This is a genomic window from Candidatus Tisiphia endosymbiont of Metellina segmentata (assembly GCF_964030715.1).
GTDB lineage: Bacteria > Pseudomonadota > Alphaproteobacteria > Rickettsiales > Rickettsiaceae > Tisiphia.
In genome coordinates, this window is the sequence record NZ_OZ034919.1 from 1,567,219 (window position 1) to 1,589,336 (window position 22,118).

The window sequence follows — 22,118 nt, forward strand, 5'->3', positions numbered from 1 at the left end:
ATACTGAAACTAGAGAAAATTTTAACAATTATAGACATAGGTTAAAGTTGGGTTTTTTAAACTGCCCTAAAAATACGTTTGACAAGTGAGATACTTTAACTTAAGAAATTAATATAAATTCTAACCAAAAGGGTAAATATGGCAAAACATACTTTTTACAGGCTAATACCTGCTGTTGTCGGGGTTTTGTTTCCTACTACTTATTTTACTTATGATGGATATACAAAGTCTACAAAACCATCTCATTTCGAATTAGCTGCAACTAAATTGGGTTTTACAGGTTATAAAAAAGCAGGTCAAGGTATAAGAAGTGCATCAGAACATCAAGAAGCCTTATTAAAGCAACTTCAAATCGCAGGATATTTTCATCCGGAAAAGCTTATATCTTAAGAATGTGTTATAAGTAATTAAAGAGGGTGACTTGAATAGACCTTGACTAAAATAGTCGCTAAGAGAATAAGTACCCTCTTTTTGGTAGTTTACCTTGAACAAATTGCAGAAGGTGGTCTTAAAAAGAGCAGCCTTGCACAATAAGAAGAAGGAGATTATATCATGAATAAAATAATAGGTCTAGACGTAAGTAAAAACTGGCTTGATATATGTGTATATAATACAAGAGATAAACCTAAATATCATCGTTTTGCCAATGATGCAGCTGGTCATGAAGAGATGATTAAATTAGCAAAAGAGCAAGAGATTAAGCTAATAATATGTGAACCTACTGGAGGATACGAAGCTGAGATTTGTCAAAAGCTGGATAATAATAACCAACAAATACATAAGGTCAATACATATAGTTTTAATTCTTTTAGTAAATCGGTGAATTTGTGTAAAACTGATAGGAAGGATGCATTTAAATTAGCATATTATGCGGATAAGATGCAGCTTTCAGCGAATTATATATATCAAGTTGAATCAGAGACTTTGAAGAGATGTCAACAAAGACGAGAAGATTTAGTATTAATGCTTAGCAATGAAAAGAAAAGACTACATCATAGCATTGATGGTATTGATAAAGAGAGTATAGAAAAGCTCATTAAATTTTTACAGAATGAAATAGCTGAGCTTGATAAAAAGTTAAACAAAACAATAGATGAGTCAGAAGAGTTAAAAGAGAAGGTAAAAATATTAGAGACTGTACCTGGTATTGGTAAATGTTTAGCTACAAAACTAATTAGTTTTGTACCTGAATTAGGGGATAAAAATTATAGTAGCAATGAATTGTCATCAATTGTTGGTATAGCTCCATATGCTCGTGATAGTGGTAATAAGCAAGGACGAAGATTTATTCGAGGAGGCAGGAAAATACCTAGAGATGCTTTATACATGGCAGTATTAGCTGGTAAGAATGGTTTCCAATATTTAAAAATTTTATATGATAGGCTTGTTAATAATTTTAAACCTAAGAAAGTTGCGATAGTTGCTTGTATGCGTAAGTTACTTGAAGTGTGCCATAAACTTATTCAACAAAAACGTGTTTTTGTTATTAAATAATATTTATCTATTTTTATAAAATTTAGATAAAAGATAATTGCTATGGCAGGATATTAATCGTCTAGGAGTAAAGGATTCTGTAATAACTTTTAAACAGATATATCCTGCAATAAAAAAATCTAAAGCTGATCAAAGTGATCCTAGCAAATTTAATGCTAAAATATTACGTAAAAACCTTGGAAAAGGAACAGGATTAGATGAACAAGATATCATGGATTTCCTTTTCTATATTTCTCAGAATGCTTTCGGTCGTAAACCTGGTCAGGAACGTAATGAGCTATCTTCCCAAGACTGGATGAAAAAGTATGAGAAAGAATATTTAGCTGGTGCTAAAGTACTACGTCTAATTGATCGCGAAACTCCAGAAGATCAGGACTATGACACTGCTTGGATTGCCGGGGCATCTCGTATAGGCGTAATGGCTCGGATAATAGATTACCTTAATATATTATCAAAATGTAATATTAAAGTGAACGGAGAAACAGCAATATTAACAGGAGCACGAGAATTATGGGCTAATATTGATGGAATTACGCCTATAGTACGTGATAAATTGCTTGAAGCTTATAAAACAAAAACTGACTTAGATACATTGGATATTTCTCTGCCTATAGGAGAGGATCTAGCTCGTGTGACAGAAGGTAAAGAATATATAAAAGGTTTAGCTGCACGACATGGTATCAGATTGAACGAATCATCTCCATTTATCCAATATAAGACAAAAGAGGAATGTCCCCCAGGATATTTTCCTGGTAGAGTGTATCCTAATTATGCAGAAGGAGAAAGTCGAAAATTAACAGAAACTTTAATGTCCCAAGATTTACTTACTACTTATCTATTAAATGATAGTAAAACCATTACTATAGTCGATACATTAGCAGAGCAATACCAAAGACCTAACACTACTAGTACAGCCCGTGACGCTGCAAGAAAGTTAGTTGAGCGTATTATTGATGGTCAATATGGAGATAAAAAAGAGTTTGTCATTCTATTTGAAACTAATAATCCATATATTGAGCGACAAACTATTGCAACACAACGAGAGGTCAATAAAGTATTAAAAGACTATAAATTGAGCGATAAGGGATACAGCATAAAAGTCGAAGGTGTAGGCTTTGAATGTAAACAAGATGTTGCAACAATACATTCAGAGTTTGCGGCATTAGTAGCAGAAAAATGGAAAGACGCGGTTGAATACCAAAGAGAAGAAGGCATATCACCAAAACGGCCTATTGAAAATTTACAATTTCAAACTCGTGATAATTCTAGCTTTGTTCCACCTCAGCCTGATATTTCTGAAGTTAGTCTATCAGGAAACTGGTTACAAGATCTATTTGATGAATATCTACCATAATATCGAATATGTCGATCGTTTAATAAAATAGTTATGAAATATGGTACATCAAATTGAATTAGGTGACAAAGAACATGGAAATGACCTCAGATAATTTACCAATTTCTGCTATTTTGTTTTGAATCCAATGATGATAATAATTAAAATCACATATTGAATGGAGTGTTATATTTTAACAATCAGGTGGGCAGCTGCTTCAAACCTGATTGTTTCTATATATAACACTGAATTCGATGTAACTTGTTACATCGAATTCAGGTTATTTAAAGACTACCTAGAATATAAGGGGGTGATACTATCAACCATTACCCTAGATACCGTACTTAAGGTAGCTATTGCCGCTAATTTGATTAAGAATGGTGAAGTAATGACAGTAACTTACCGGTTAAAGTAGATGTACAATCTTATGATCTGATCACCTATCCACCTCTCAAAGAACATACCGATGCTAACATGCTACTATTGTTTACGTATGGTAATATACCTAAATAAAGGGTTTGGAAGTAGTGATAGTAAAAGATGAGCTGAAGTAATTTTCAACTAAGCATAAACATGAAAAATCCTTTATCAATATATATACACTGGCCATTTTGTTTGTCAAAATGTCCGTATTGTGATTTTAATTCTCATGTTGTAGATAAAGTAGATCATGATACATGGTTGAAATGTTATGAACTAGAGCTTGATCATTTCAAGGATATTATAGGTCATAAATATATAAAATCTATTTTCTTTGGAGGTGGAACTCCATCTTTAATGAAGCCATTTGTTGTTGAAGGAATAATTAAAAAAATAGCAAATCTAGCAACAATAGATGAGCAGACAGAAATTACTTTAGAAGCAAATCCCACTTCATTTGAGACTGAAAAATTTAGGGACTTTAGATCAGCTGGAATAAACCGTGTGTCAATTGGCGTCCAGTCTCTAGTGGAAGATGACTTAAAGAGTTTAGGACGACAACATGATGTAGGGCAAGCAATCAAAGCTATTGAGACAGCTCGCCATCTTTTCCCTAGAATATCTTTTGACTTAATTTATGCAAGAAGTAACCAAACTCTAGAAAGTTGGCAAGATGAACTTACCAATGCCATGAAACTTGCCTCAGGTCATATCTCACTGTATCAACTAGTAATCGAAAAGGGTACGTTATTTTATAAATTGTTTAACGAGGGAAATCTGACTATACCAAACTCAGATCAAGCAGCTGACCATTATGAGTGGACTAACTGCTATTTAAAGTCCCAAGGATATCTTAGATATGAAATATCAAATTATGCTATATTAGGTCATGAATGTAAACATAACTTAACATATTGGCAATATGACAACTATTTAGGTGTAGGTCCGGGTAGCCACAGCAGGGTTAACATGTGTGATAGTAATTTTACATCTAATCTATATAGTATTATGATGTGGCATAAACCAGAAAAATGGTTACAAGCTGTTGACAGTTTAGGATGTGGTATTCAGCAGATTAATAAACTTTCTATGCAAGAAATAATTGCAGAAATGTTGATGATGGGACTACGTCTTGAAAAGGGTTTAACTATTGATAGTATACAGAAAAGAATTGGTAAACAATTATTTGAGATTTTAGATATGGAAAAGGCAACATACTATAAAAAGCTAGGTTTACTTAGGTGGGATGAGGGATTAGGTGATAAAGGTCATATTAATCTTACGAACAAAGGTCTAATGTTACATAGCTATATAGTGCCAAGGTTATTTAAAACCTCAGTTTTGGATTAAAATTTTTAATCCAAAACTGGCTAGAATATCAGAAAAATGCATTCTTGAAGCGATTCTACGAATGCATTTTAATCTATTATTAGTAAATGAAATATTTAACAGTCAGGTGTCAAACCGCTTTAAGCCTGATTGTTTACATTCTCATTCCAATTTCGGATTAATTTCATTAATCCGAAATTGAGGTTTAAATAGACTTCTTTGTATTAATGTATATGTTGGAACAAAAAGAGAAAGAGTTAGATAAGATACAAAAAAGGATTAAGAAACTTAAAACAAATAATCGAACAAATAATCATTTTCACCCTAAACTTAATCCAAAAAAAGAAATTGATGCGTTGGCTATAGCGTTAGATTTGTTTTCTAGTGTGATGCTGGGGTTTATTGTTGGTTTTACATTAGATAAATTGTTTAATTCTAAACCATTTTGTATTATAATATTTTTGTTGATAGGTATGCTTGCAGGTTTTAAAATAATTTGGCAAAAACTAAATAAGAAATAATGTCCCATAGTCCCTTAGATCAATTTGCAATAAAGAAACTAGTAGAAATTAATTTATTTGGTTTCGATATTAGTTTTACTAACTCTAGTTTGTTTATGTTGCTTGCTGGAGTTATATACCTCTCCTATTTTTATTTAGCCTTAAAAGGCAAAAAAATTATACCATCTAGATTACAGCTTAGTGCTGAAATAATTTATGATATAATTACAGTGATGCTCAATCAAAATGTTGGAGAAAAGGGACGTAAGTTTATACCGTTCATTTTTACTTTGTTTATGTTTATTTTGTTATGTAACTTGCTCGGCATGCTTCCTTACGGGTTCACTGTTACTAGCCATATTATAGTAACATTTGCCTTAGCAATTATGATATTTTTTATGGTTACCATTATCGGTTTTATTAATCACGGTATACATTTTTTATCAATATTTTTGCCTAAAGGTACACCATATTGGTTAGCTCCACTTATGATTTTGATAGAATTATTTGCCTATCTAGCAAGACCTATAAGTTTATCTTTAAGGTTAGCTGCTAATATGGTAGCAGGACATATATTACTAAAGGTGATGGCAGGATTTATAGTTTCATTAATGATTTTCTTTAAATTTTTGCCAATTCCACTAATTGTGATCCTTATTGGATTTGAAATTTTTATAGCAATACTTCAAGCTTATATATTTACAATTCTTTCTTGTGTATACTTGAATGATGCTGTAAATTCACATTAGGTTCTGCGTATGACTTCATTTTTATGGTCTTATAGATAAAAATGCAGTAATATGCAAGAACCTAGAATTTTTTATATTTAGGAGTTTACATATGGACGGAACGTCTCTAAAATTTATTGGTGTAGGATTAATGGCTATTGGTATGTCAGGTGCGGCCATTGGTGTAGGTAGTATATTCAGTGCATTGCTATCTTCAATTGCCCGTAATCCTTCAGCTACTGATCAATTACAAAGAATGGCATTCATTGGAGCTGGACTTACGGAAGCTATGGGCTTATTCTCGTTCGTAATTGCAATTTTGTTGATATTTTCTTAAGTAACTATGCCTCAATTTGATGTTACCTTTTATTGTTCGCAAATCTTTTGGCTGGTAGTTGTTTTTAGTATCTTATACCTTCTAGTTCATAAGTTCATTGCACCGCTAACTGAAAAGATTCTTGAGAATAGGCAAGCTTATATAGATAGCAATATTGCTAGTGCAGAAAGTCTTGGGGAAAAAGCTGATGACTTGCATAAGCAATATGCAAATACACTAGCAGAGATATCAAATATAGTGGAAAATATTAAAAAAGAAGCTAGGGATGCAATGGAAGCATCTCTTCTATCAAAAAAAATTCAACTCCATAATGAGTTGAAAGCACAAATTGCCAATAATCGTCATGATATAGAAACAACTAATAAATTATTTTGGATTAATGAAAATGACTCATGCATCGATTTAGCAAAATTGTTAATTCAAAAAATTACTAATCAAGAAGTTGATTTAGAGTTATTAAAAGAATCTTACAAAAAGATAAAATAATGCAATTGTTTGACGAAAAATTTTGGCTAGCCGTCTGTTTCCTAATTTTTGTGTATTTAGTCTATAGACCAATAAAAAATATAATTTTAAAATCGTTAGATGACAAAATTATGGCCATCAAAGACCAAGTTTTAGAAGCCCAAAAACTTAACGAAGATATGACGTTGTTATTTGAAGATGCTACAGCCCAAATACAACAGATTGAAGTTTTAAGAGAAAAAATGATCAAAGATGGCAAAGAAACTGCCAATAATATAATTAAGCAGCAAAACGAAGAAATTGATAAGTTTCTAGAAAGCAAAAAACTTGAGACTATAGATTTAATGAATAGACAAAAGCTAGAAGCTTCTCAAATGCTACAATCTGAGTTTTGTGATAAAATGGTAGAATTAGTAACTATCTATATGCGATCTACAAAAAACGATTCCATATCAGATAGTGAGATAGCTAAGAGACTCATGGAAAATCCAGTATCTAAAAAATTTATATAATAAACCCAATTCAGGATAAGAATTAGTTAATTCTTATCCTGAATTTGCATAATAACTATAAACTCCAATTCTTTAAAGTAGCAGAATATATAAGCTCATTTTAACATTAAAGGAGAAAAATAAATGATAAAGTATCCGCATGAACAGAGAAGTTTAATACCAATTGCAATAATTAACGCAGTGGTGTAAAATGGGTTTTTAACTGATAAAGGTACTCAAATGGCTAGGTTAATATTACCGCAAGGTTTTCATGGTCATGATTTTATAAAAATGATGAAACATGAGCCGCATGGTCGAAATCGTATACGTTTATTGGCGATGTATTACCTTCAATTAGGCAAATCTTTTAAAGCCATATCTGAAATAGTGAAGTCACACTGGAAAACTGTGCAATCATGGCTCAGAAGATTTAGGAATCATGGTTTTGAAGGATTATTTGAATCACAAAGAAGCGGTGCCCCTAGGAAGATTAACACTATACAAGAGTCTGCTCTTTTTGATAAAATCAATACGCTCAGTGAAAGTAAAACTGGTGGGTATATAACTGGAAAGGAGCTACATATCATGTTACTTGAGGAATATGGTGCTAAATGTACTTTAAAAACAGTCTACAATACTATGCACCGCCTTGGTTTTAGCTGGATTACTTCTCGTTCAATGCATCCAAAGTCAAATCAAGAGACTCAAAATACATATAAAAAAACTTCCCAGACATGCTAACAGAATTATTATCAAAAAATATCGATAGATGTAAAGTTGATATATGGTCTCAGGATGAAACTCGAGTTGGGCAACAAGGTAGCTTAACTCGTATATGGGCTAAGCGTGGCACTAGACCCCGTAAAGTTCGGCAACAGCAATTCATTTCAACATATATTTATGGAGCTACTTGCCATGATACAGGAGAAGCTTTTGCATTAATTTTACCATATGCAAATACACAGGCAATGAATAAATTCTTAGAAGACCTTTCTCGCAGTATTCAAGGCAACCGACATATAGCTTTACTAACGGATAATGCAGGTTGGCACACAGCCAAAAAACTAACTGTGCCAAGCAATATCACTTTGATACCGCTTCCGCCCTATGCACCGGAACTTAATGCAATGGAACAAGTTTGGGAATGGATCAAAAATCATTTCTTGTCTAACCAATGTTATGGTGTATATGAAGATATCGTCACTATGGCTTGTTACGCTTGGAATCAATTTGCTCATAATGTAGATTTAGTAAAATCAATTATGTATAGAGACTGGATAAATACACCGTGTTAATTATTACAATTGGTATAATAACCATAGTAACAGCTTTAATTTTAATCAATTATTGGCAAACAGAATCATTTGCTGTTACTAGCAAGGAAAGAGCTACCGATATGAGCAGAATAGAGACAGGCAATTTTACTAATAATCCGTGGCAAGAACCGCATGGGTTTTTGTGGTATAATGAACAGAAAATAATCAAAGCAAAATTATTACCATATTCTAGGTCAAAATTATCATCTGAAACAGGAGAAAAACAACAAGCTTATGACCAAAGAATAGAGGAGTTAAAGCAAAAGTTTAACGATGCTGAGCGTAAGGCACTTGATAATCCAACTTTAGAGAATGTCATTAAGGCTCAAAAATGGCAAAAAATAATAATGGAGAAGTCACAAAAATTTGCTGCTATGTGGCAATTAGCAACTTTAATTGATCATAGTTTACTCAATAACAACGAACCAAGTAATAGTTTACATAAAAAATTATGTCAGGAGGCAACTGAACAGGTAAATAATAACAAATTAATCAATTTAGCCAAAGATTGGGGTTTGATTTTACAGGTGAGTAACAATTGCCCTTATTGTCAGTCTTTTGCTCCTATTGTCCAAACATTTGCTAGCAAATATGGTTTTCAGTTATTATTGGTTTCTAACAATGGTACGGATTTTCAGAATATTAAAACTAGCAAAGATACTGGATTATTACGAGCTTTAAATCCTGAGAATATTGTACCAATATTATATTTGGTTGATAGTAGTGGTAAAAGAATATATCCGGTAGCTAGAGGAATAATTTCGGAAGATAAGATTATTGAGAATATCGTGACTATTGATCTACATTATCAAAATTTAGCAAAAAGTGAAAATAATGATAAAAAATATCACTTTAACTATGAGTAGCAGCTTATATTTTAGTATAATAGTCACAATATTATTGATTCATGTACCAATTGCTTTGGCATGGAATATTGGAGATGTGTTTCAAGGGATGAGCGTGAACGTTACTAAGCCTGATTCTTACCAAGACCAAGCCGCTGGTTATTATGCAGCAGGAGGATTATCGATGCGTACCAGTAAAACATCATTTAACCCAATTAGCATGACTCCACCATCATTGACCATGAGCTGTAATGGCATAGATGCCTACCTTGGCAGCTTCTCTATTATTTCAGGAGATGAACTGGTGCAGTTGATGAAAAATATTGGCACGCAGGCTAAGGCTTATGCATTTTCATTAGGTCTAAAAACATTTGCTCCACAAATCGAGAATGCCTTAAAAGATTTACGGAATTTAGCTATGGAAATGAATCAATTTGCTAAGGGTGATTGCGAGATGACTAAAGCGATTTTTGCTTCTATTCTGCCAAAAGATTCAGCCATGCGTGAATCAGTTTGTAAAGATATGCAAGCACAATCTGGTATGGATTATTTTGCTGCTGGTAAGAGATGTCGTAATGACTTAGAGCAGAAACAAGCCTTACAACAAGCGCAAAATAAAGATCCGGAATTAATGCTAAATAACTATAATATCTTTATTAAAGCAGCAGAAAAAGCCGGCATTCCACTAGATATGCGTAGCTCAATTATGTCGATGACTGGTACTATTATCATCAAGGATAATAATGTCTATTTTTTTGATTCTTTAGCAAAAGATGAGAAAAGTTGGATTACCCATCTTAAAGGTGGAGAATCTGCTTCAATTTATACTTGTGATAATAGCAGTTGTTTGAATCCAACATTACAGCGGAATATTAGTATTCTACCAGAGCAATCTTATCAAGGTAAAGCAAAAACCAAGCTAGATGATCTAAAAAGCAAATTAGCCAGTAATAGTGAGTTTAACAACATAGATATAATGTTCTTGTCCTCAATAGGTGAAGCATTTCCTATTTATGATTATATTACTTTAGAATCAATTTCAGGAATAACTATTTTAGATAGTTCATCAGAATTAATTGCCAGTTATAGTTTATTGCAGCATTTGAAAGAAATAATATCTGAAGTACGTAAAGCAGTAACTCTGCTACAAACTAAGCAAGTTGCAGATCAACATTTAGTAGAATATTTAAAATCTTTAGATAGAGTACAAATTTTTGCTCAAGAGAAATGGAGTAATATGTTGACAAGTAGCAATCAGATAGATAGAAGAGCCAGGTTAATAGAACAACATCTAATGGTTAAGGAAAGAAGCTAGAATTTTCAAATTAAATTTTAGTGAAATTATGATACAGTAGAGAAAATGGTAGATTACGTAATACATACATTTGGTGGAGGAGATATATTATGGCATATATTTAACGGCATAGGTAGAGTATTTGCTTCAGATAGTGAATATTTTACTCCAGTAGGTAAGTTTGCTTTGAGCTTGGGAGGTATTTGGGCTGCAACTAGAGCTATTTTTAAGGGCAATATTGGTATTTTTGCCATGGAGTGGTTTTTCCCATCTTTTTTTATTTTTGTGTTGCTATTTACACCAAAAGCTACTGTTTGGCTTAAAGATGAAGTATCGATGAGTGCTGCTGTTAAAATTGATAATATTCCAATTGGCATTGCTTTTTTTGCCTCTAGTGCATCAAAAATCAGTTATTCTCTATCAGAGATGCTAGAAAAGCATCTTTTGCCTGCAGATGAGGGATTATCTAATAGAAAGAATGGTATTATGTTTGGTGCTAAAGCTGTAGGTAAAATTAAAGATATCCAAATAGAAGATCCAATAACTTTGACTAATAGTAAAGAGTTTTTACGACAATGCTTTATGAAACCTTATGTTATCGGCAATATTTTAGGCAAAAAAGGAGCAGCACAAAAAACAAATGATATAATTGGTTTTATAGAACAAAATATGCCAAATAATTTTGGTATTTATTATAAAGATCCAAGTAATTCTGCTATTAGTTTTAAAACTTGTAGGCAAGTAACGCCATTAATCAAGGCAGCTATTAATAAAGAGTTACATGAGGGATTACTAACTAAATTTGCCTCTAGTATAGGGGTGCAATCTGACAGACCAGAACAGTTAAATCAGAGATTAAAAGCTATGACCGGCGATACGCTGAAATATCTCAAGAAGGAACAAACAGATATTCATCAGTGGATGAAACAAGCAATGTTATTAAATGCTAATCGTGAATCCTATGATGATTGGCGGGAAAAGTTTTCATTAGCTAGAATATATCCGCAATTAGTTAGTATGAATGCTACTCGTGGATTGTTTCAACAATCATTTAGCTATTTAGTAGCAGGAGAAATGGCAGCAAGTATTATGCCAATATTGCAGTCAGTATTTTTTGCACTTGTTACCTGCATGATCTTTATAGTATTTCCAATGAGTATGCTGCCTGGTGGTTATAGCATATTAAAAACTTGGATAATTTTAATAATATGGGTAACAAGCTGGTCAGTATTTTTTACCATCATTCATTGTTTGGGGATGATTAGTTTAGCTGGTAAATCTGGCTCTAGTGGATTAACTGGGTTAAATATCTTATCCCAAGGAAGTTTTTCTGAAATGATCTTGCATAGTTACGCTACCTTCCAGATGTTAGCTGCTTGCGTCCCCATGTTATCTTGGGCAGTATTAAAGGGTTGCGTTCACGCTACTACCACGCTTGCTAACCAATTTTCTCCAATATCAGTGGCAAGTGGCATAGGAGCAAACATCGCTGATAATAATATTTCCATGGATAACTATAATATCGGCAATAGAACAATCGCTCAGCAGAGTTTAACTCCAACTCTACAAATGGCAGGAGGTATTATTGATGATGGTGGTATGAGAGTTACCAGCACCGATAGTGGCAGACAGATACTTACTGAGGCAGTAGATTCACTGGTCAATAATTATCGCTCCTCTAAGTTATTACAAGATAGCTATCAAAGTCAGTTTACCAACTCACAAAGCTATCTTGATGGATTAACTGATAGATACAATAATCTAACAACAACAGGAGAATCTTTAGCAACTGAGATAGGTAAGAGATTAAGTTATGAGGAAGCTAAATCCATGGGCATTACTGACAGTCAGTATTTAGCCCTGCAGCAAATGAATTCAGATAGCGAGTCTGCTACTGAGCATACTGCGAATCACAATAGAAAGGGAACTAGTACTAGTGTAGAGGCAAGTATAGGTGGAAATGTTGGCATAGGTGTAGGAGTAAAAGTTGCATCCAATAACCAAAAAGAACAAGATCAAGGAAAATCAGTAAATCAACAACAATCATATAATACCAATTGCAATAATTAACACGGTGTATTTATCCAGTCTCTATACATAATTGATTTTACTAAATCTACATTATGAGCAAATTGATTCCAAGCGTAACAAGCCATAGTGACGATATCTTCATATACACCATAACATTGGTTAGACAAGAAATGATTTTTGATCCATGCCCAAACTTGTTCCATTGCATTAAGTTCCGGTGCATAGGGCGGAAGCGGTATCAAAGTGATATTGCTTGGCACAGTTAGTTTTTTGGCTGTGTGCCAACCTGCATTATCCGTTAGTAAAGCTATATGTCGGTTGCCTTGAATACTGCGAGAAAGGTCTTCTAAGAATTTATTCATTGCCTGTGTATTTGCATATGGTAAAATTAATGCAAAAGCTTCTCCTGTATCATGGCAAGCAGCTCCATAAATATATGTTGAAATGAATTGCTGTTGCCGAACTTTACGGGGTCTAGTGCCACGCTTAGCCCATATACGAGTTAAGCTACCTTGTTGCCCAACTCGAGTTTCATCCTGAGACCATATATCAACTTTACATCTATCGATATTTTTTGGTAATAATTCTGTTAGCATGTCTGGGAAGTTTTTTTATATGTATTTTGAGTCTCTTGATTTGACTTTGGATGCATTGAACGAGAAGTAATCCAGCTAAAACCAAGGCGGTGCATAGTATTGTAGACTGTTTTTAAAGTACATTTAGCACCATATTCCTCAAGTAACATGATATGTAGCTCCTTTCCAGTTATATACCCACCAGTTTTACTTTCACTGAGCGTATTGATTTTATCAAAAAGAGCAGACTCTTGTATAGTGTTAATCTTCCTAGGGGCACCGCTTCTTTGTGATTCAAATAATCCTTCAAAACCATGATTCCTAAATCTTCTGAGCCATGATTGCACAGTTTTCCAGTGTGACTTCACTATTTCAGATATGGCTTTAAAAGATTTGCCTAATTGAAGGTAATACATCGCCAATAAACGTATACGATTTCGACCATGCGGCTCATGTTTCATCATTTTTATAAAATCATGACCATGAAAACCTTGCGGTAATATTAACCTAGCCATTTGAGTACCTTTATCAGTTAAAAACCCATTTTACACCACTGCGTTAATTATTGCAATTGGTATAATGAGGCACTATCAAAAATTAAAAGTGCTAGCAAAGAAGGTAGGATGAGTCATGCCAATAGTGATGTACAATCACTGACTAATAATCTCAATAACAACTTCTCTGAGCAACAATCTGTTGGACAAGAAATAGCTAGAACCAAGCAAAATATGGAGCAGCTTAGCTATAATATCAATTATGTATCACAAAACTCTGCTTCAATTGATCGTAATTTAAATGAACCAGTACTGGATAGCATAGTAGCAAAAAATATTCCTGGAGTTACCAGCAAAGAACAAGCGACCAAATGGGCAAATACTCATCAACACGAGGCAGAACAAATAGCTTTAGATATAGCTAAAATTAACAATATTATACCTCAAAGTTTAAGCTATGCTGGTAGTAGTAATATTCCATCTAAACAGGAGCTACGATCAACTTTTGATGAAAATACCAAACAATTAAATGATCAAGCTATTATTGATAATAGAGAAAATGACATTTATGATAAGAGTGTAGAACAAGTGCTGATAAATAATACAACTGAATATGAAGGAGAAAAAGTAAAAACTCTTAATCAGTTACCTGATCAAATACAAGATAGAACTCAAAATATTCAGGATGAATTTAATGACACTCCAGACTCGACTATTGTTAGAACTGCTGAGCAAGTAGCAGATAATCTTGGAATAAGTCAAGAAGCTATCAAGAAACGTAATATAAAACTACCAAGATATAAAAAGGATGATGAAAATAATTGAGGATAAATTTATGATAAATATAAAAAAATTAGTTACCCTAATTGTTTTACCATTGATACTTTCTAGTAGTGCTATTGCAGAAACAGATAGGTTGTTGGATCAAAATACTAACACAAAACAACAAAATGAGCTAGATAAGTCAAATAAAATTAAAGATACCAATATTTTAGCAGAAGAATATTTTAATATAGGTCGGTCTTTTTTTAAACTAGGACAATATCAAAAAGCCATTAAAAATTATGATATAGCTATAAAACATAAACCTAACCATGCACAAGCCTATAACAATAAAGGAATGGCTTTAAATAATTTAGGAAAATATCAAGAAGCCATTAAAAATTTTGATATTGCTCTTAAATATGAGCCTAATTTTGCAGAGGCATACAATAATAAAGGAGTATCTTTTAACGAATTAGGTCAATACACAGAATCTATATTACTGTATAATTTAGCAATTAAATATAAACCTAATTTTGTAGAAGCCTATAATAATAAAGGGAACTCTTTGAATATATTGGGGAAATATCATGAAGCGATAGAAAATTTTGATATTGCTCTTAAATATAACCCACATTACCCAGAAGCTTATTATAACAAAGGGATATCTTTAATGTATTTAGGGCTACATCAAAAAGCAATAGAAAATTATGATCTTGCTATTAAATATAAACCAGATTACGCAGATGCCTATAATAATAAAGGGGTATCTTTGTTATATTTAGGACAATTTCAAGAGGCAATAAAAATTTGTGATATAACGATCAAATACCAACCTAATTGTGTAGAAGCATATAATAACAAGGGAATATCTTTAATGTATATGAGAAAATTCCAAGAGGCGATAGAAAATTATAATCTTGCTATTAAATATGATCCTAATTATGTCCAAGCATATTATAACAAAGGCATGACTCTTGAAAAATTAGGTAAACACCAACAAGCAATAGAAAATTACGATTTAGCTATTAATTATAAAGCTGATTTTGCCGAAAGCTATTTAGACAAAAGGCATATCTTTAATCAATTTAAGAAAACATCAGGAAGCTAAGAAAAATTTTAACTTGGCTGTTAAATACAAACCTAATCTTATAGAAGAATATGAAAAAACAATTATAGGTTTAAGGAAATTAGGTAACAATCGTATGGCTGATGCATTTGAACAAAAATTAAAGATATTAAAAGATAATTTATAAACTGATAACACACTTAATGAGCTATCAAAATCATAATCAAAATAACTTTACTCGAGGCTCACAAATCTTTGCTCATCAACTCCGAATGTTTGGACAAGGAAGTATAAATGCTGTTATGGTTGGGTTAGTACTAACTATCAGTTGGCTAATATGGCGTATATATCAGAAATTATCCTTAATTAGTTTTTATTATTTTATAATAGAGCGTTATGTTCAGTTAAAACTTGCAGTAGGACAATATTTTTATCCTGTTAATCAAATAGGCATCAAATTCTATTATTTAGAACAGAAAGCTTGGGTTTATCGTAATGCTCAAAGCTTCATTGATAAGTTCTGGTATGTTACACCTCACGGAGCAAGGATTGAGAAAATTGGACAATTTTTATTACACTCAGCTTGGTTAGAAGGGATAATTATCTTTACTATTGGGGTAATAACTTCCATAATCTTCTTTATCTACCAAGGCAAAAAAACAATTAGTAAAGATAAAATTAGAGGAGCAGATTTTGTAGAAGCTAAAATGTTGGCTAAAATGCTGCATCAAAATAATAAAGCCTCAAAAATTAAATTTGCTGATTTGCCGTTAGTTAAAAATAGTGAGAGGCAACATATTCTAATTACTGGAACTACTGGCAGCGGTAAAACTAATTTGCTAAATGAGTTACTACCACAAATTAGAAGACAACAAGATAGAGCCATTATTGTTGATCTTACTGGTAGTTTTGTTGATAGATTTTTTGACTCTAGTTGTGATAAATTACTTAACCCCTTTGCAGATTGTACAGAGCATTGGTTGCCTTGGAATGATTGTTATGAGATTGCTGATTTTGATAATATAGCAAGTAGTTTTAGCGGCTATAATCCTAGGTTAGATGATTTTTTTGCTAAGAATGCCGAGCTAGTCTTATCTGAAGGATTAAAACTATATCAAGATAGTAAAGATATAAAAAAGCTAATTGATAGCATTATCTATTCTGATAATAGACAATTTGCTAAAATTTTTAAAAATACTGCAGTAGCAGGTATAATAAGTAATAATGCACCCGAGACATCTTCCGGTATTCAAGCAACTATTGGTAAAAATATTGCTGCTCTACAACATTTAAAGCCTAATGGTAATTTTAGTATTAGAAGATGGTTTAGTGATCCACTTGAAACAGGTTGGTTATTTATAACTAGCACACCTAATCAAAGAGTAACATTGCGTTCATTAATTTCTGCTTGGATAAGTATTGCTATCAAAGCTCTAATGGATAGGAATACCAGAGGTAATAACAATATGTGGTTTATTGTAGATGAACTACCAGCCTTACAAAAAATACCTGCCTTGCCAGTTGCTTTAGCTGAAGCACGTAAATATGGTGGATGTTTTGTTGCTGGTATGCAGAATATTTATCAGCTAGAGGAAATATATGGTTTTGCCGGCAGTAGCTCGATGCTTGATTTATTTAGCAGTAAGTTTATTTTTCGAGTTAGTGACCAACAAACAGCTCATAGAAGTGCTTTAATGCTTGGTGAGCAGGAAATCATTGAAACACAAGAAAATCTTTCTTATGGCTCTAACACTATGCGGGATGGAGTAAATATTAACAACATAGAGAGAAAGAAATTATTAGTAATGCCATCTGAAATTATGAACCTACCAGACCTTACTTGTTATGTTAGGCTTGCTGGTAATATTCCTATTACTAAACTCACAATGAATTTGCAAACTCATTAAAATATCAAAAACTATTTTAAGGCGTTTTTAGAGGGATTAAGTAGCTTTATGTAGGGGGAAAAATGTATAAAAAGAGGAAATTGCACTATAAACCATCTCTAAATGGCTAATTTAGGTTTATTTTTTTAATCTATTAGTATCATAAAAATTTGCTCAGCTTATCTCAAAATATTACTAAAAATAAATTATTTTTTCTGAGCAAGAGATTGAATAAAAGATTTGCTAAGACCAGTTATAGCAGAAATAAAGGTAAAATCAGAGCCTTGAACTAACATTTTTTTTGCTATTTCAACTCTCTCTTCAGCTTTACCTTCAGCTTTACCTTCAGCTTTACCTTCAGCTTTACCTTCAGCTTTACCTTCAGCTTTACCTTCAGCTTTACCTTCAGCTTTACCGACTTGGATGCCTTTAGCTTCACCAATCTGGATACCTTGAACTATACCCTTTTCTACACCCTCATCAATATATTTTTCAGCAATAGTTCTCATAATATTCTCCTCTTCTGTTGCAGTTAAATGACTAGCTATTAGCCTTTCTAGCTCTTGTTGCTTACCTTCTTCTATCTTAGCGTCACTATACCATAAAAATGATTTTATGTAAATATAGCCTGTTGCCTTATCTATACTAATATATGGTTTAAAATTTGTTAAAAGTTCATCCCACAACTTCAATATATCTCGCTTCTGTATATTTTTCATCATAAATTCTAACATGCCAAAATGTTGCTTCTGCTTTATCTCATCATCAGACATTGCTTGTAAATCTATTAGCTTATAATCCTCACACATTAGTTGCTTTGCAAGTTTGGGATCGCTAAACAACTCAAACAAATTCTTTGGCACATTAAACCTTCTAGTACCATGATAAAACACCATTGGTATTATCAATGGTAATTTATTTCTACCTTTTTTATGTCTTTCAGCTAATAACAACATATATTTCCATAATTTGAGTGCCATCCAATATTTTGGTCTTATCTCTGCCTCAATCAACACATAAACAAAGGCTTGATCATTATCTTTAGTCTTAACAGAATAGACTAAATCACTAAGAGCTCTTTTTAGGTCATCCTCAACAAATGATTCTTTCTCTATTGTTATTTTGCTTAAATCAACGATTTCCTTAACCTCTTCTGGTAAATAATGCTCCAAAAATTCTTGGGCTGCTATTTGATTGACCATTATCTTTTTAAACAATGCATCATGTTTTAGTTGGTTTGACATATTCTTAATTAGTTAATTATTATTTTTAATATAACCTATATAGTACCTTTAACTATTATTCCTTGATTTTTCTGCGTCTCTACCGCATTTTGTAATTCATTTTTTATTTCCTTACCTATTACTGATTGTGGATTAATATATTGCATCACTTGTTTATCTTTGCCTATAGCAACCAAGTAATCTTCTGCTACTAAGTAGCTTTTACCTTTAAAATCATTTATTACTATATCATAAAATTTAACAGTACTAAGATTATAATTAGGGTCAAACTTATTCTGCATTATTTGCAAATCTTTTGTTATTTTTTGCTCAATAGCTTTGGAACAACTATCATTACTATAGCTAATAAAAGACTCTATGCCTTTTCCCTTATATATTTGTAAGGCTGTATTTATATTCTCTTTGGTAGTAAATCTTTCTAATAATTTTATCTGCTGTTGAAACTCCTGTAACATATTATTACTTGCTGATTTTCTAAGCTCTAACTCTATAGATGTGATTTGTGACTGATTATTATCAGTCTTACTATTGTAAATTGGTTTTAATGACTCAGTAAATTTAGTTGTTTTTTCGTTTAGTGTTTCATTTGTTATTAATTTTGCTATTTCAGGTTCTATAAGATTTTTAATAGATTCTACTCCTTTAGTTTTGAGCATATCGTTAAAATCCCCTATATCTTGCGGCATTATTACCGATATTACTGCCCCTTTATTTGCTAATTGTTCTTTAGCTTTAGTGACAGTATTAACTAATATTCTACTTTGTCCATCATTATCGGCAGCAATAATTATCTTCTCGCCTGTTGTAGGCTGGTAATTCTTGATATTATTTATCCCTAAGCTACAGATGATTTTACCTTTAATACCTGCTTCCTGCAAGCTTAAAGCTGTTTCTACTCCTTCTGCTATAATTGTTATATTATTCCTTAACTTATTCTCCTGTTGATTATCTTGTTGAATTTCCACAAAAGAACCACTAATTTTACCAAATGAACGTTTATTAACGGCAATATCAGCTTTAGCACCTGTTTCTTGGTTTAAATAGATCGATTGTCCACCAGTGATTCTACCTTCTTGATTTCGTGCGAAGGCAATTAAGGCTGGATAATATTGTTTGCTTCCATTATCCCACATCATGTTAGTTTTAAGGTCTTGGCTTAATTGAAATTTTTTTAATACTACCTCAATTCCACGGTGCTTATCTAAATATTGTCTAGCTACATTATTATTGGTAGAATATAGTACAGAACTTGATTTTTCATATAATCCTTCCGCTTGTTTTATCTTAGCTACTTCTTTGTCTTGTTCTTGTTGATTCTGGATTTTAGCTTGCCTGTAAGACTTATCTACTACCAAATCTACTAGTAGGTCTTGTTTATAGACAGTTGAAATACCAACCATTTCTTGTAAATATTTCTTAGCTTGAATAAAGTTACATTTTCTTTCTCTCTGTACTAAGGTAAATAAGTCTCCACCTTCACCTTTACTAAAATCGTACCATATTCCAGACTTGCTTCCTTTAATCTTCATTGCTATTTTACCGTCTTTCTCCCAGCGTAATATATAATACCAATTGCAATAATTAACGCAGTGGTGTAAAATGGGTTTTTACCTGATAAAGGTACTCAAATGGCTAGGTTAATATTACCGCAAGGTTTTCATGGTCATGATTTTATAAAAATGATGAAACATGAGCCGCATGGTCGAAATCGTATACGTTTATTGGCGATGTATTACCTTCAATTAGGCAAATCTTTTAAAGCCATATCTGAAATAGTGAAGTCACACTGGAAAACTGTGCAATCATGGCTCAGAAGATTTAGGAATCATGGTTTTGAAGGATTATTTGAATCACAAAGAAGCGGTGCCCCTAGGAAGATTAACACTATACAAGAGTCTGCTCTTTTTGATAAAATCAATACGCTCAGTGAAAGTAAAACTGGTGGGTATATAACTGGAAAGGAGCTACATATCATGTTACTTGAGGAATATGGTGCTAAATGTACTTTAAAAACAGTCTACAATACTATGCACCGCCTTGGTTTTAGCTGGATTACTTCTCGTTCAATGCATCCAAAGTCAAATCAAGAGACTCAAAATACATATAAAAAAACTTCCCAGACATGCTAACAGAATTATTACCAAAAAATATCGATAGATGTAAAGTTGATATATGGTCTCAGGATGAAACTCGAGTTGGGCAACAAGGTAGCTTAACTCGTATATGGGCTAAGCGTGGCACTAGACCCCGTAAAGTTCGGCAACAGCAATTCATTTCAACATATATTTATGGAGCTGCTTGCCATGATACAGGAGAAGCTTTTGCATTAATTTTACCATATGCAAATACACAGGCAATGAATAAATTCTTAGAAGACCTTTCTCGCAGTATTCAAGGCAACCGACATATAGCTTTACTAACGGATAATGCAGGTTGGCACACAGCCAAAAAACTAACTGTGCCAAGCAATATCACTTTGATACCGCTTCCGCCCTATGCACCGGAACTTAATGCAATGGAACAAGTTTGGGAATGGATCAAAAATCATTTCTTGTCTAACCAATGTTATGGTGTATATGAAGATATCGTCACTATGGCTTGTTACGCTTGGAATCAATTTGCTCATAATGTAGATTTAGTAAAATCAATTATGTATAGAGACTGGATAAATACACCGTGTTAATTATTGCAATTGGTATTACTTCTTTTGGTTTCATTTATATTATTGACTATTTTGGCAATTGGGGGATATTGATTATTATGATTCCTACAATTATAGCTTTTGCCTACGGGCTATTGCATTTTGAGAAGTTAGAAAAAGACTCTAGAAGTTACCCACAAAAGAGAACTACATAGTGTAACCTCAATTTAATGTAAGACATCGGTTTAAAATCATAGTTGATGACATCCGAAAGTGCAGGGATAACATCGGGAGTATTAATTAAACTTGCAAAAATTGTGACTAAAACACCACGTAAACCTTGCTTCTCCAGCAATTATCTAATTAGATTACGATCACCCTATATTAATCCTTGAACTGTAAAAATGTACAGTATAGAATCATTCACATGTCTAAAACAATTCGTTAACGAGGTAAAATATGAATATTTGTAGGTCCTATTCTGAACAGTTTGATAGTAGTTTTGTGTGGCGTTTGCTGTTTATTCTTTGTAGCATTGCTCTAATTACTACAGCATCGGATGCTTTTGCTAGTACTGCTGATCCAGTAGGTGATGTATTGTGTAAGATGATCAAAACATTTCGTGGTAATACAGCTCGTGGTATAGCAATTATTGGTATAGTTGTTCTAGGGATTCAAACTCTCAGAGGACAATTAAAATGGGAAGTTGCATTGGTTATTGTGACTGGTGTTATAATATTGTTTAAGGCTCCCGAAATTATAAACATGGTAGCTGGTAGTGCTGCCGATACTGATGCATGTCAAGGAACTTAAGTAGTCTTTTCATCTTAAATGCGGAGATCTAAAAAATAGCCTAAAAAGTTA

General features: G+C 32.7%; 22 protein-coding genes and 3 pseudogenes. 21 read left to right on the forward strand and 4 right to left on the reverse strand.

Annotated features, from left to right (window positions below; genetic code table 11):
- Nucleotides 1-138 precede the first annotated feature (138 nt).
- The 14 genes and pseudogenes from AAHM80_RS08075 to AAHM80_RS08140 all read left to right on the forward strand — a co-directional run.
- Nucleotides 139-390: a hypothetical protein gene (locus AAHM80_RS08075; RefSeq protein WP_342259861.1), complete on the forward strand. Its 252-nt coding sequence runs from the start codon at nt 139-141 to the stop codon at nt 388-390.
- 162 nt (nt 391-552) lie between these two features.
- Nucleotides 553-1,494, forward strand: coding sequence for an IS110 family transposase (locus AAHM80_RS08080; RefSeq protein ID WP_342259457.1), 942 nt, complete (start codon nt 553-555; stop codon nt 1,492-1,494).
- Between the two features lie 37 nt (nt 1,495-1,531).
- Nucleotides 1,532-2,848: a hypothetical protein gene (locus AAHM80_RS08085; RefSeq protein WP_342259862.1), complete on the forward strand. Its 1,317-nt coding sequence runs from the start codon at nt 1,532-1,534 to the stop codon at nt 2,846-2,848.
- A 552-nt stretch (nt 2,849-3,400) separates the two neighbouring features.
- The gene (gene hemW / locus AAHM80_RS08090; RefSeq protein ID WP_341751500.1) at nt 3,401-4,597 is read left to right on the forward strand and encodes a radical SAM family heme chaperone HemW; all 1,197 of its coding nucleotides are present in this window, start codon (nt 3,401-3,403) and stop codon (nt 4,595-4,597) included.
- Between the two features lie 212 nt (nt 4,598-4,809).
- On the forward strand, nt 4,810-5,097 hold the full coding sequence (locus AAHM80_RS08095) for an AtpZ/AtpI family protein (RefSeq protein WP_342259863.1): 288 nt from the start codon (nt 4,810-4,812) through the stop codon (nt 5,095-5,097).
- Nucleotides 5,097-5,825 (forward strand): F0F1 ATP synthase subunit A, encoded by a 729-nt coding sequence (locus tag AAHM80_RS08100; RefSeq protein ID WP_342259864.1) that lies wholly within the window; start codon nt 5,097-5,099, stop codon nt 5,823-5,825. The genes AAHM80_RS08095 and AAHM80_RS08100 overlap by 1 nt, the downstream gene beginning before the upstream one ends.
- A gap of 91 nt (nt 5,826-5,916) precedes the next feature.
- On the forward strand, nt 5,917-6,141 hold the full coding sequence (locus tag AAHM80_RS08105; protein WP_341748043.1) for a F0F1 ATP synthase subunit C: 225 nt from the start codon (nt 5,917-5,919) through the stop codon (nt 6,139-6,141).
- 6 nt (nt 6,142-6,147) lie between these two features.
- Complete coding sequence (locus AAHM80_RS08110) at nt 6,148-6,627, forward strand: ATP F0F1 synthase subunit B' (RefSeq protein ID WP_341748044.1); 480 nt, start codon at nt 6,148-6,150, stop codon at nt 6,625-6,627.
- Nucleotides 6,627-7,118, forward strand: a complete 492-nt coding sequence (locus tag AAHM80_RS08115) for an ATP F0F1 synthase subunit B (protein WP_342259865.1) — start codon at nt 6,627-6,629, stop codon at nt 7,116-7,118. The genes AAHM80_RS08110 and AAHM80_RS08115 overlap by 1 nt, the downstream gene beginning before the upstream one ends.
- A 219-nt stretch (nt 7,119-7,337) precedes the next feature.
- Nucleotides 7,338-7,838 carry a helix-turn-helix domain-containing protein gene (locus AAHM80_RS08120; RefSeq protein WP_342259385.1) on the forward strand — a complete coding sequence of 167 codons (501 nt, stop codon included), beginning with the start codon at nt 7,338-7,340 and terminating at the stop codon, nt 7,836-7,838.
- Nucleotides 7,832-8,392: an IS630 family transposase gene (locus AAHM80_RS08125; protein WP_342259729.1), complete on the forward strand. Its 561-nt coding sequence runs from the start codon at nt 7,832-7,834 to the stop codon at nt 8,390-8,392. Before AAHM80_RS08120 ends, AAHM80_RS08125 begins: the two co-directional genes overlap by 7 nt.
- Before the next feature lie 2 nt (nt 8,393-8,394).
- Nucleotides 8,395-9,279: a conjugal transfer protein TraF gene (locus AAHM80_RS08130; RefSeq protein WP_410521533.1), complete on the forward strand. Its 885-nt coding sequence runs from the start codon at nt 8,395-8,397 to the stop codon at nt 9,277-9,279.
- Nucleotides 9,248-10,573: a conjugal transfer protein TraH gene (locus AAHM80_RS08135; RefSeq protein WP_342259867.1), complete on the forward strand. Its 1,326-nt coding sequence runs from the start codon at nt 9,248-9,250 to the stop codon at nt 10,571-10,573. The genes AAHM80_RS08130 and AAHM80_RS08135 overlap by 32 nt, the downstream gene beginning before the upstream one ends.
- Nucleotides 10,574-10,618: 45 nt before the next feature.
- Nucleotides 10,619-12,604, forward strand: a pseudogene (locus AAHM80_RS08140) (conjugal transfer protein TraG N-terminal domain-containing protein); the annotation flags it as partial.
- 14 nt (nt 12,605-12,618) lie between these two features.
- Here AAHM80_RS08140 and AAHM80_RS08145 read toward each other — a convergent pair.
- Entirely contained in the window at nt 12,619-13,179 is a 561-nt protein-coding gene (locus tag AAHM80_RS08145; RefSeq protein ID WP_342259405.1) for an IS630 family transposase, read from the reverse strand.
- On the reverse strand, nt 13,173-13,673 hold the full coding sequence (locus AAHM80_RS08150; protein ID WP_342259385.1) for a helix-turn-helix domain-containing protein: 501 nt from the start codon (nt 13,671-13,673) through the stop codon (nt 13,173-13,175). The genes AAHM80_RS08145 and AAHM80_RS08150 overlap by 7 nt, the downstream gene beginning before the upstream one ends.
- A 108-nt stretch (nt 13,674-13,781) precedes the next feature.
- Between AAHM80_RS08150 and AAHM80_RS08155 the strand changes: the two genes are divergently transcribed.
- The 3 genes and pseudogenes from AAHM80_RS08155 to AAHM80_RS08170 all read left to right on the forward strand — a co-directional run bounded on the left by AAHM80_RS08155 (nt 13,782) and on the right by AAHM80_RS08170 (nt 17,390).
- Nucleotides 13,782-14,477: a hypothetical protein gene (locus AAHM80_RS08155; protein ID WP_342259868.1), complete on the forward strand. Its 696-nt coding sequence runs from the start codon at nt 13,782-13,784 to the stop codon at nt 14,475-14,477.
- A gap of 10 nt (nt 14,478-14,487) precedes the next feature.
- A pseudogene (locus AAHM80_RS08160) lies at nt 14,488-15,670 on the forward strand (tetratricopeptide repeat protein).
- 16 nt (nt 15,671-15,686) lie between these two features.
- Nucleotides 15,687-17,390 (forward strand): type IV secretion system DNA-binding domain-containing protein, encoded by a 1,704-nt coding sequence (locus AAHM80_RS08170; RefSeq protein WP_342259871.1) that lies wholly within the window; start codon nt 15,687-15,689, stop codon nt 17,388-17,390.
- A 185-nt stretch (nt 17,391-17,575) separates the two neighbouring features.
- Here AAHM80_RS08170 and AAHM80_RS08175 read toward each other — a convergent pair whose 3' ends face one another.
- On the reverse strand, nt 17,576-18,613 hold the full coding sequence (locus AAHM80_RS08175; protein ID WP_342259872.1) for an Rpn family recombination-promoting nuclease/putative transposase: 1,038 nt from the start codon (nt 18,611-18,613) through the stop codon (nt 17,576-17,578).
- 35 nt (nt 18,614-18,648) lie between these two features.
- A pseudogene (locus AAHM80_RS08180) lies at nt 18,649-20,175 on the reverse strand (toprim domain-containing protein); the annotation flags it as partial.
- A gap of 66 nt (nt 20,176-20,241) precedes the next feature.
- Here AAHM80_RS08180 and AAHM80_RS08185 point away from each other — a divergent pair.
- The 4 genes from AAHM80_RS08185 (at nt 20,242) to AAHM80_RS08200 (ending at nt 22,067) form a co-directional block, all read left to right on the forward strand.
- Nucleotides 20,242-20,742, forward strand: a complete 501-nt coding sequence (locus AAHM80_RS08185; RefSeq protein ID WP_342259385.1) for a helix-turn-helix domain-containing protein — start codon at nt 20,242-20,244, stop codon at nt 20,740-20,742.
- On the forward strand, nt 20,736-21,296 hold the full coding sequence (locus AAHM80_RS08190) for an IS630 family transposase (RefSeq protein ID WP_342259384.1): 561 nt from the start codon (nt 20,736-20,738) through the stop codon (nt 21,294-21,296). Before AAHM80_RS08185 ends, AAHM80_RS08190 begins: the two co-directional genes overlap by 7 nt.
- Nucleotides 21,290-21,469: a proline/betaine transporter gene (locus AAHM80_RS08195; protein WP_342259873.1), complete on the forward strand. Its 180-nt coding sequence runs from the start codon at nt 21,290-21,292 to the stop codon at nt 21,467-21,469. Before AAHM80_RS08190 ends, AAHM80_RS08195 begins: the two co-directional genes overlap by 7 nt.
- Before the next feature lie 244 nt (nt 21,470-21,713).
- A complete protein-coding gene (locus AAHM80_RS08200) occupies nt 21,714-22,067 on the forward strand; it encodes a TrbC/VirB2 family protein (protein ID WP_342259874.1) in 354 nt (117 codons plus the stop codon).
- The last annotated feature ends 51 nt before the right edge of the window (nt 22,068-22,118 follow it).

Excerpts from the sequence above, each read along its gene's own strand:
- AAHM80_RS08155 (WP_342259868.1), top strand. The coding sequence starts at position 13,782 with ATGAGTCATGCCAATAGTGATGTACAATCACTGACTAATAATCTCAAT.
- AAHM80_RS08075 (WP_342259861.1), top strand. The coding sequence starts at position 139 with ATGGCAAAACATACTTTTTACAGGCTAATACCTGCTGTTGTCGGGGTT.
- AAHM80_RS08120 (WP_342259385.1), top strand. The coding sequence starts at position 7,338 with ATGGCTAGGTTAATATTACCGCAAGGTTTTCATGGTCATGATTTTATA.
- AAHM80_RS08175 (WP_342259872.1), bottom strand. The coding sequence starts at position 18,613 with ATGTCAAACCAACTAAAACATGATGCATTGTTTAAAAAGATAATGGTC.
- AAHM80_RS08145 (WP_342259405.1), bottom strand. The coding sequence starts at position 13,179 with ATGCTAACAGAATTATTACCAAAAAATATCGATAGATGTAAAGTTGAT.
- hemW (WP_341751500.1), top strand. The coding sequence starts at position 3,401 with ATGAAAAATCCTTTATCAATATATATACACTGGCCATTTTGTTTGTCA.
- AAHM80_RS08080 (WP_342259457.1), top strand. The coding sequence starts at position 553 with ATGAATAAAATAATAGGTCTAGACGTAAGTAAAAACTGGCTTGATATA.
- AAHM80_RS08200 (WP_342259874.1), top strand. The coding sequence starts at position 21,714 with ATGAATATTTGTAGGTCCTATTCTGAACAGTTTGATAGTAGTTTTGTG.
- AAHM80_RS08105 (WP_341748043.1), top strand. The coding sequence starts at position 5,917 with ATGGACGGAACGTCTCTAAAATTTATTGGTGTAGGATTAATGGCTATT.
- AAHM80_RS08095 (WP_342259863.1), top strand. The coding sequence starts at position 4,810 with ATGTTGGAACAAAAAGAGAAAGAGTTAGATAAGATACAAAAAAGGATT.
- AAHM80_RS08170 (WP_342259871.1), top strand. The coding sequence starts at position 15,687 with ATGAGCTATCAAAATCATAATCAAAATAACTTTACTCGAGGCTCACAA.
- AAHM80_RS08100 (WP_342259864.1), top strand. The coding sequence starts at position 5,097 with ATGTCCCATAGTCCCTTAGATCAATTTGCAATAAAGAAACTAGTAGAA.
- AAHM80_RS08185 (WP_342259385.1), top strand. The coding sequence starts at position 20,242 with ATGGCTAGGTTAATATTACCGCAAGGTTTTCATGGTCATGATTTTATA.
- AAHM80_RS08150 (WP_342259385.1), bottom strand. The coding sequence starts at position 13,673 with ATGGCTAGGTTAATATTACCGCAAGGTTTTCATGGTCATGATTTTATA.
- AAHM80_RS08115 (WP_342259865.1), top strand. The coding sequence starts at position 6,627 with ATGCAATTGTTTGACGAAAAATTTTGGCTAGCCGTCTGTTTCCTAATT.
- AAHM80_RS08125 (WP_342259729.1), top strand. The coding sequence starts at position 7,832 with ATGCTAACAGAATTATTATCAAAAAATATCGATAGATGTAAAGTTGAT.
- AAHM80_RS08190 (WP_342259384.1), top strand. The coding sequence starts at position 20,736 with ATGCTAACAGAATTATTACCAAAAAATATCGATAGATGTAAAGTTGAT.
- AAHM80_RS08110 (WP_341748044.1), top strand. The coding sequence starts at position 6,148 with ATGCCTCAATTTGATGTTACCTTTTATTGTTCGCAAATCTTTTGGCTG.
- AAHM80_RS08135 (WP_342259867.1), top strand. The coding sequence starts at position 9,248 with ATGATAAAAAATATCACTTTAACTATGAGTAGCAGCTTATATTTTAGT.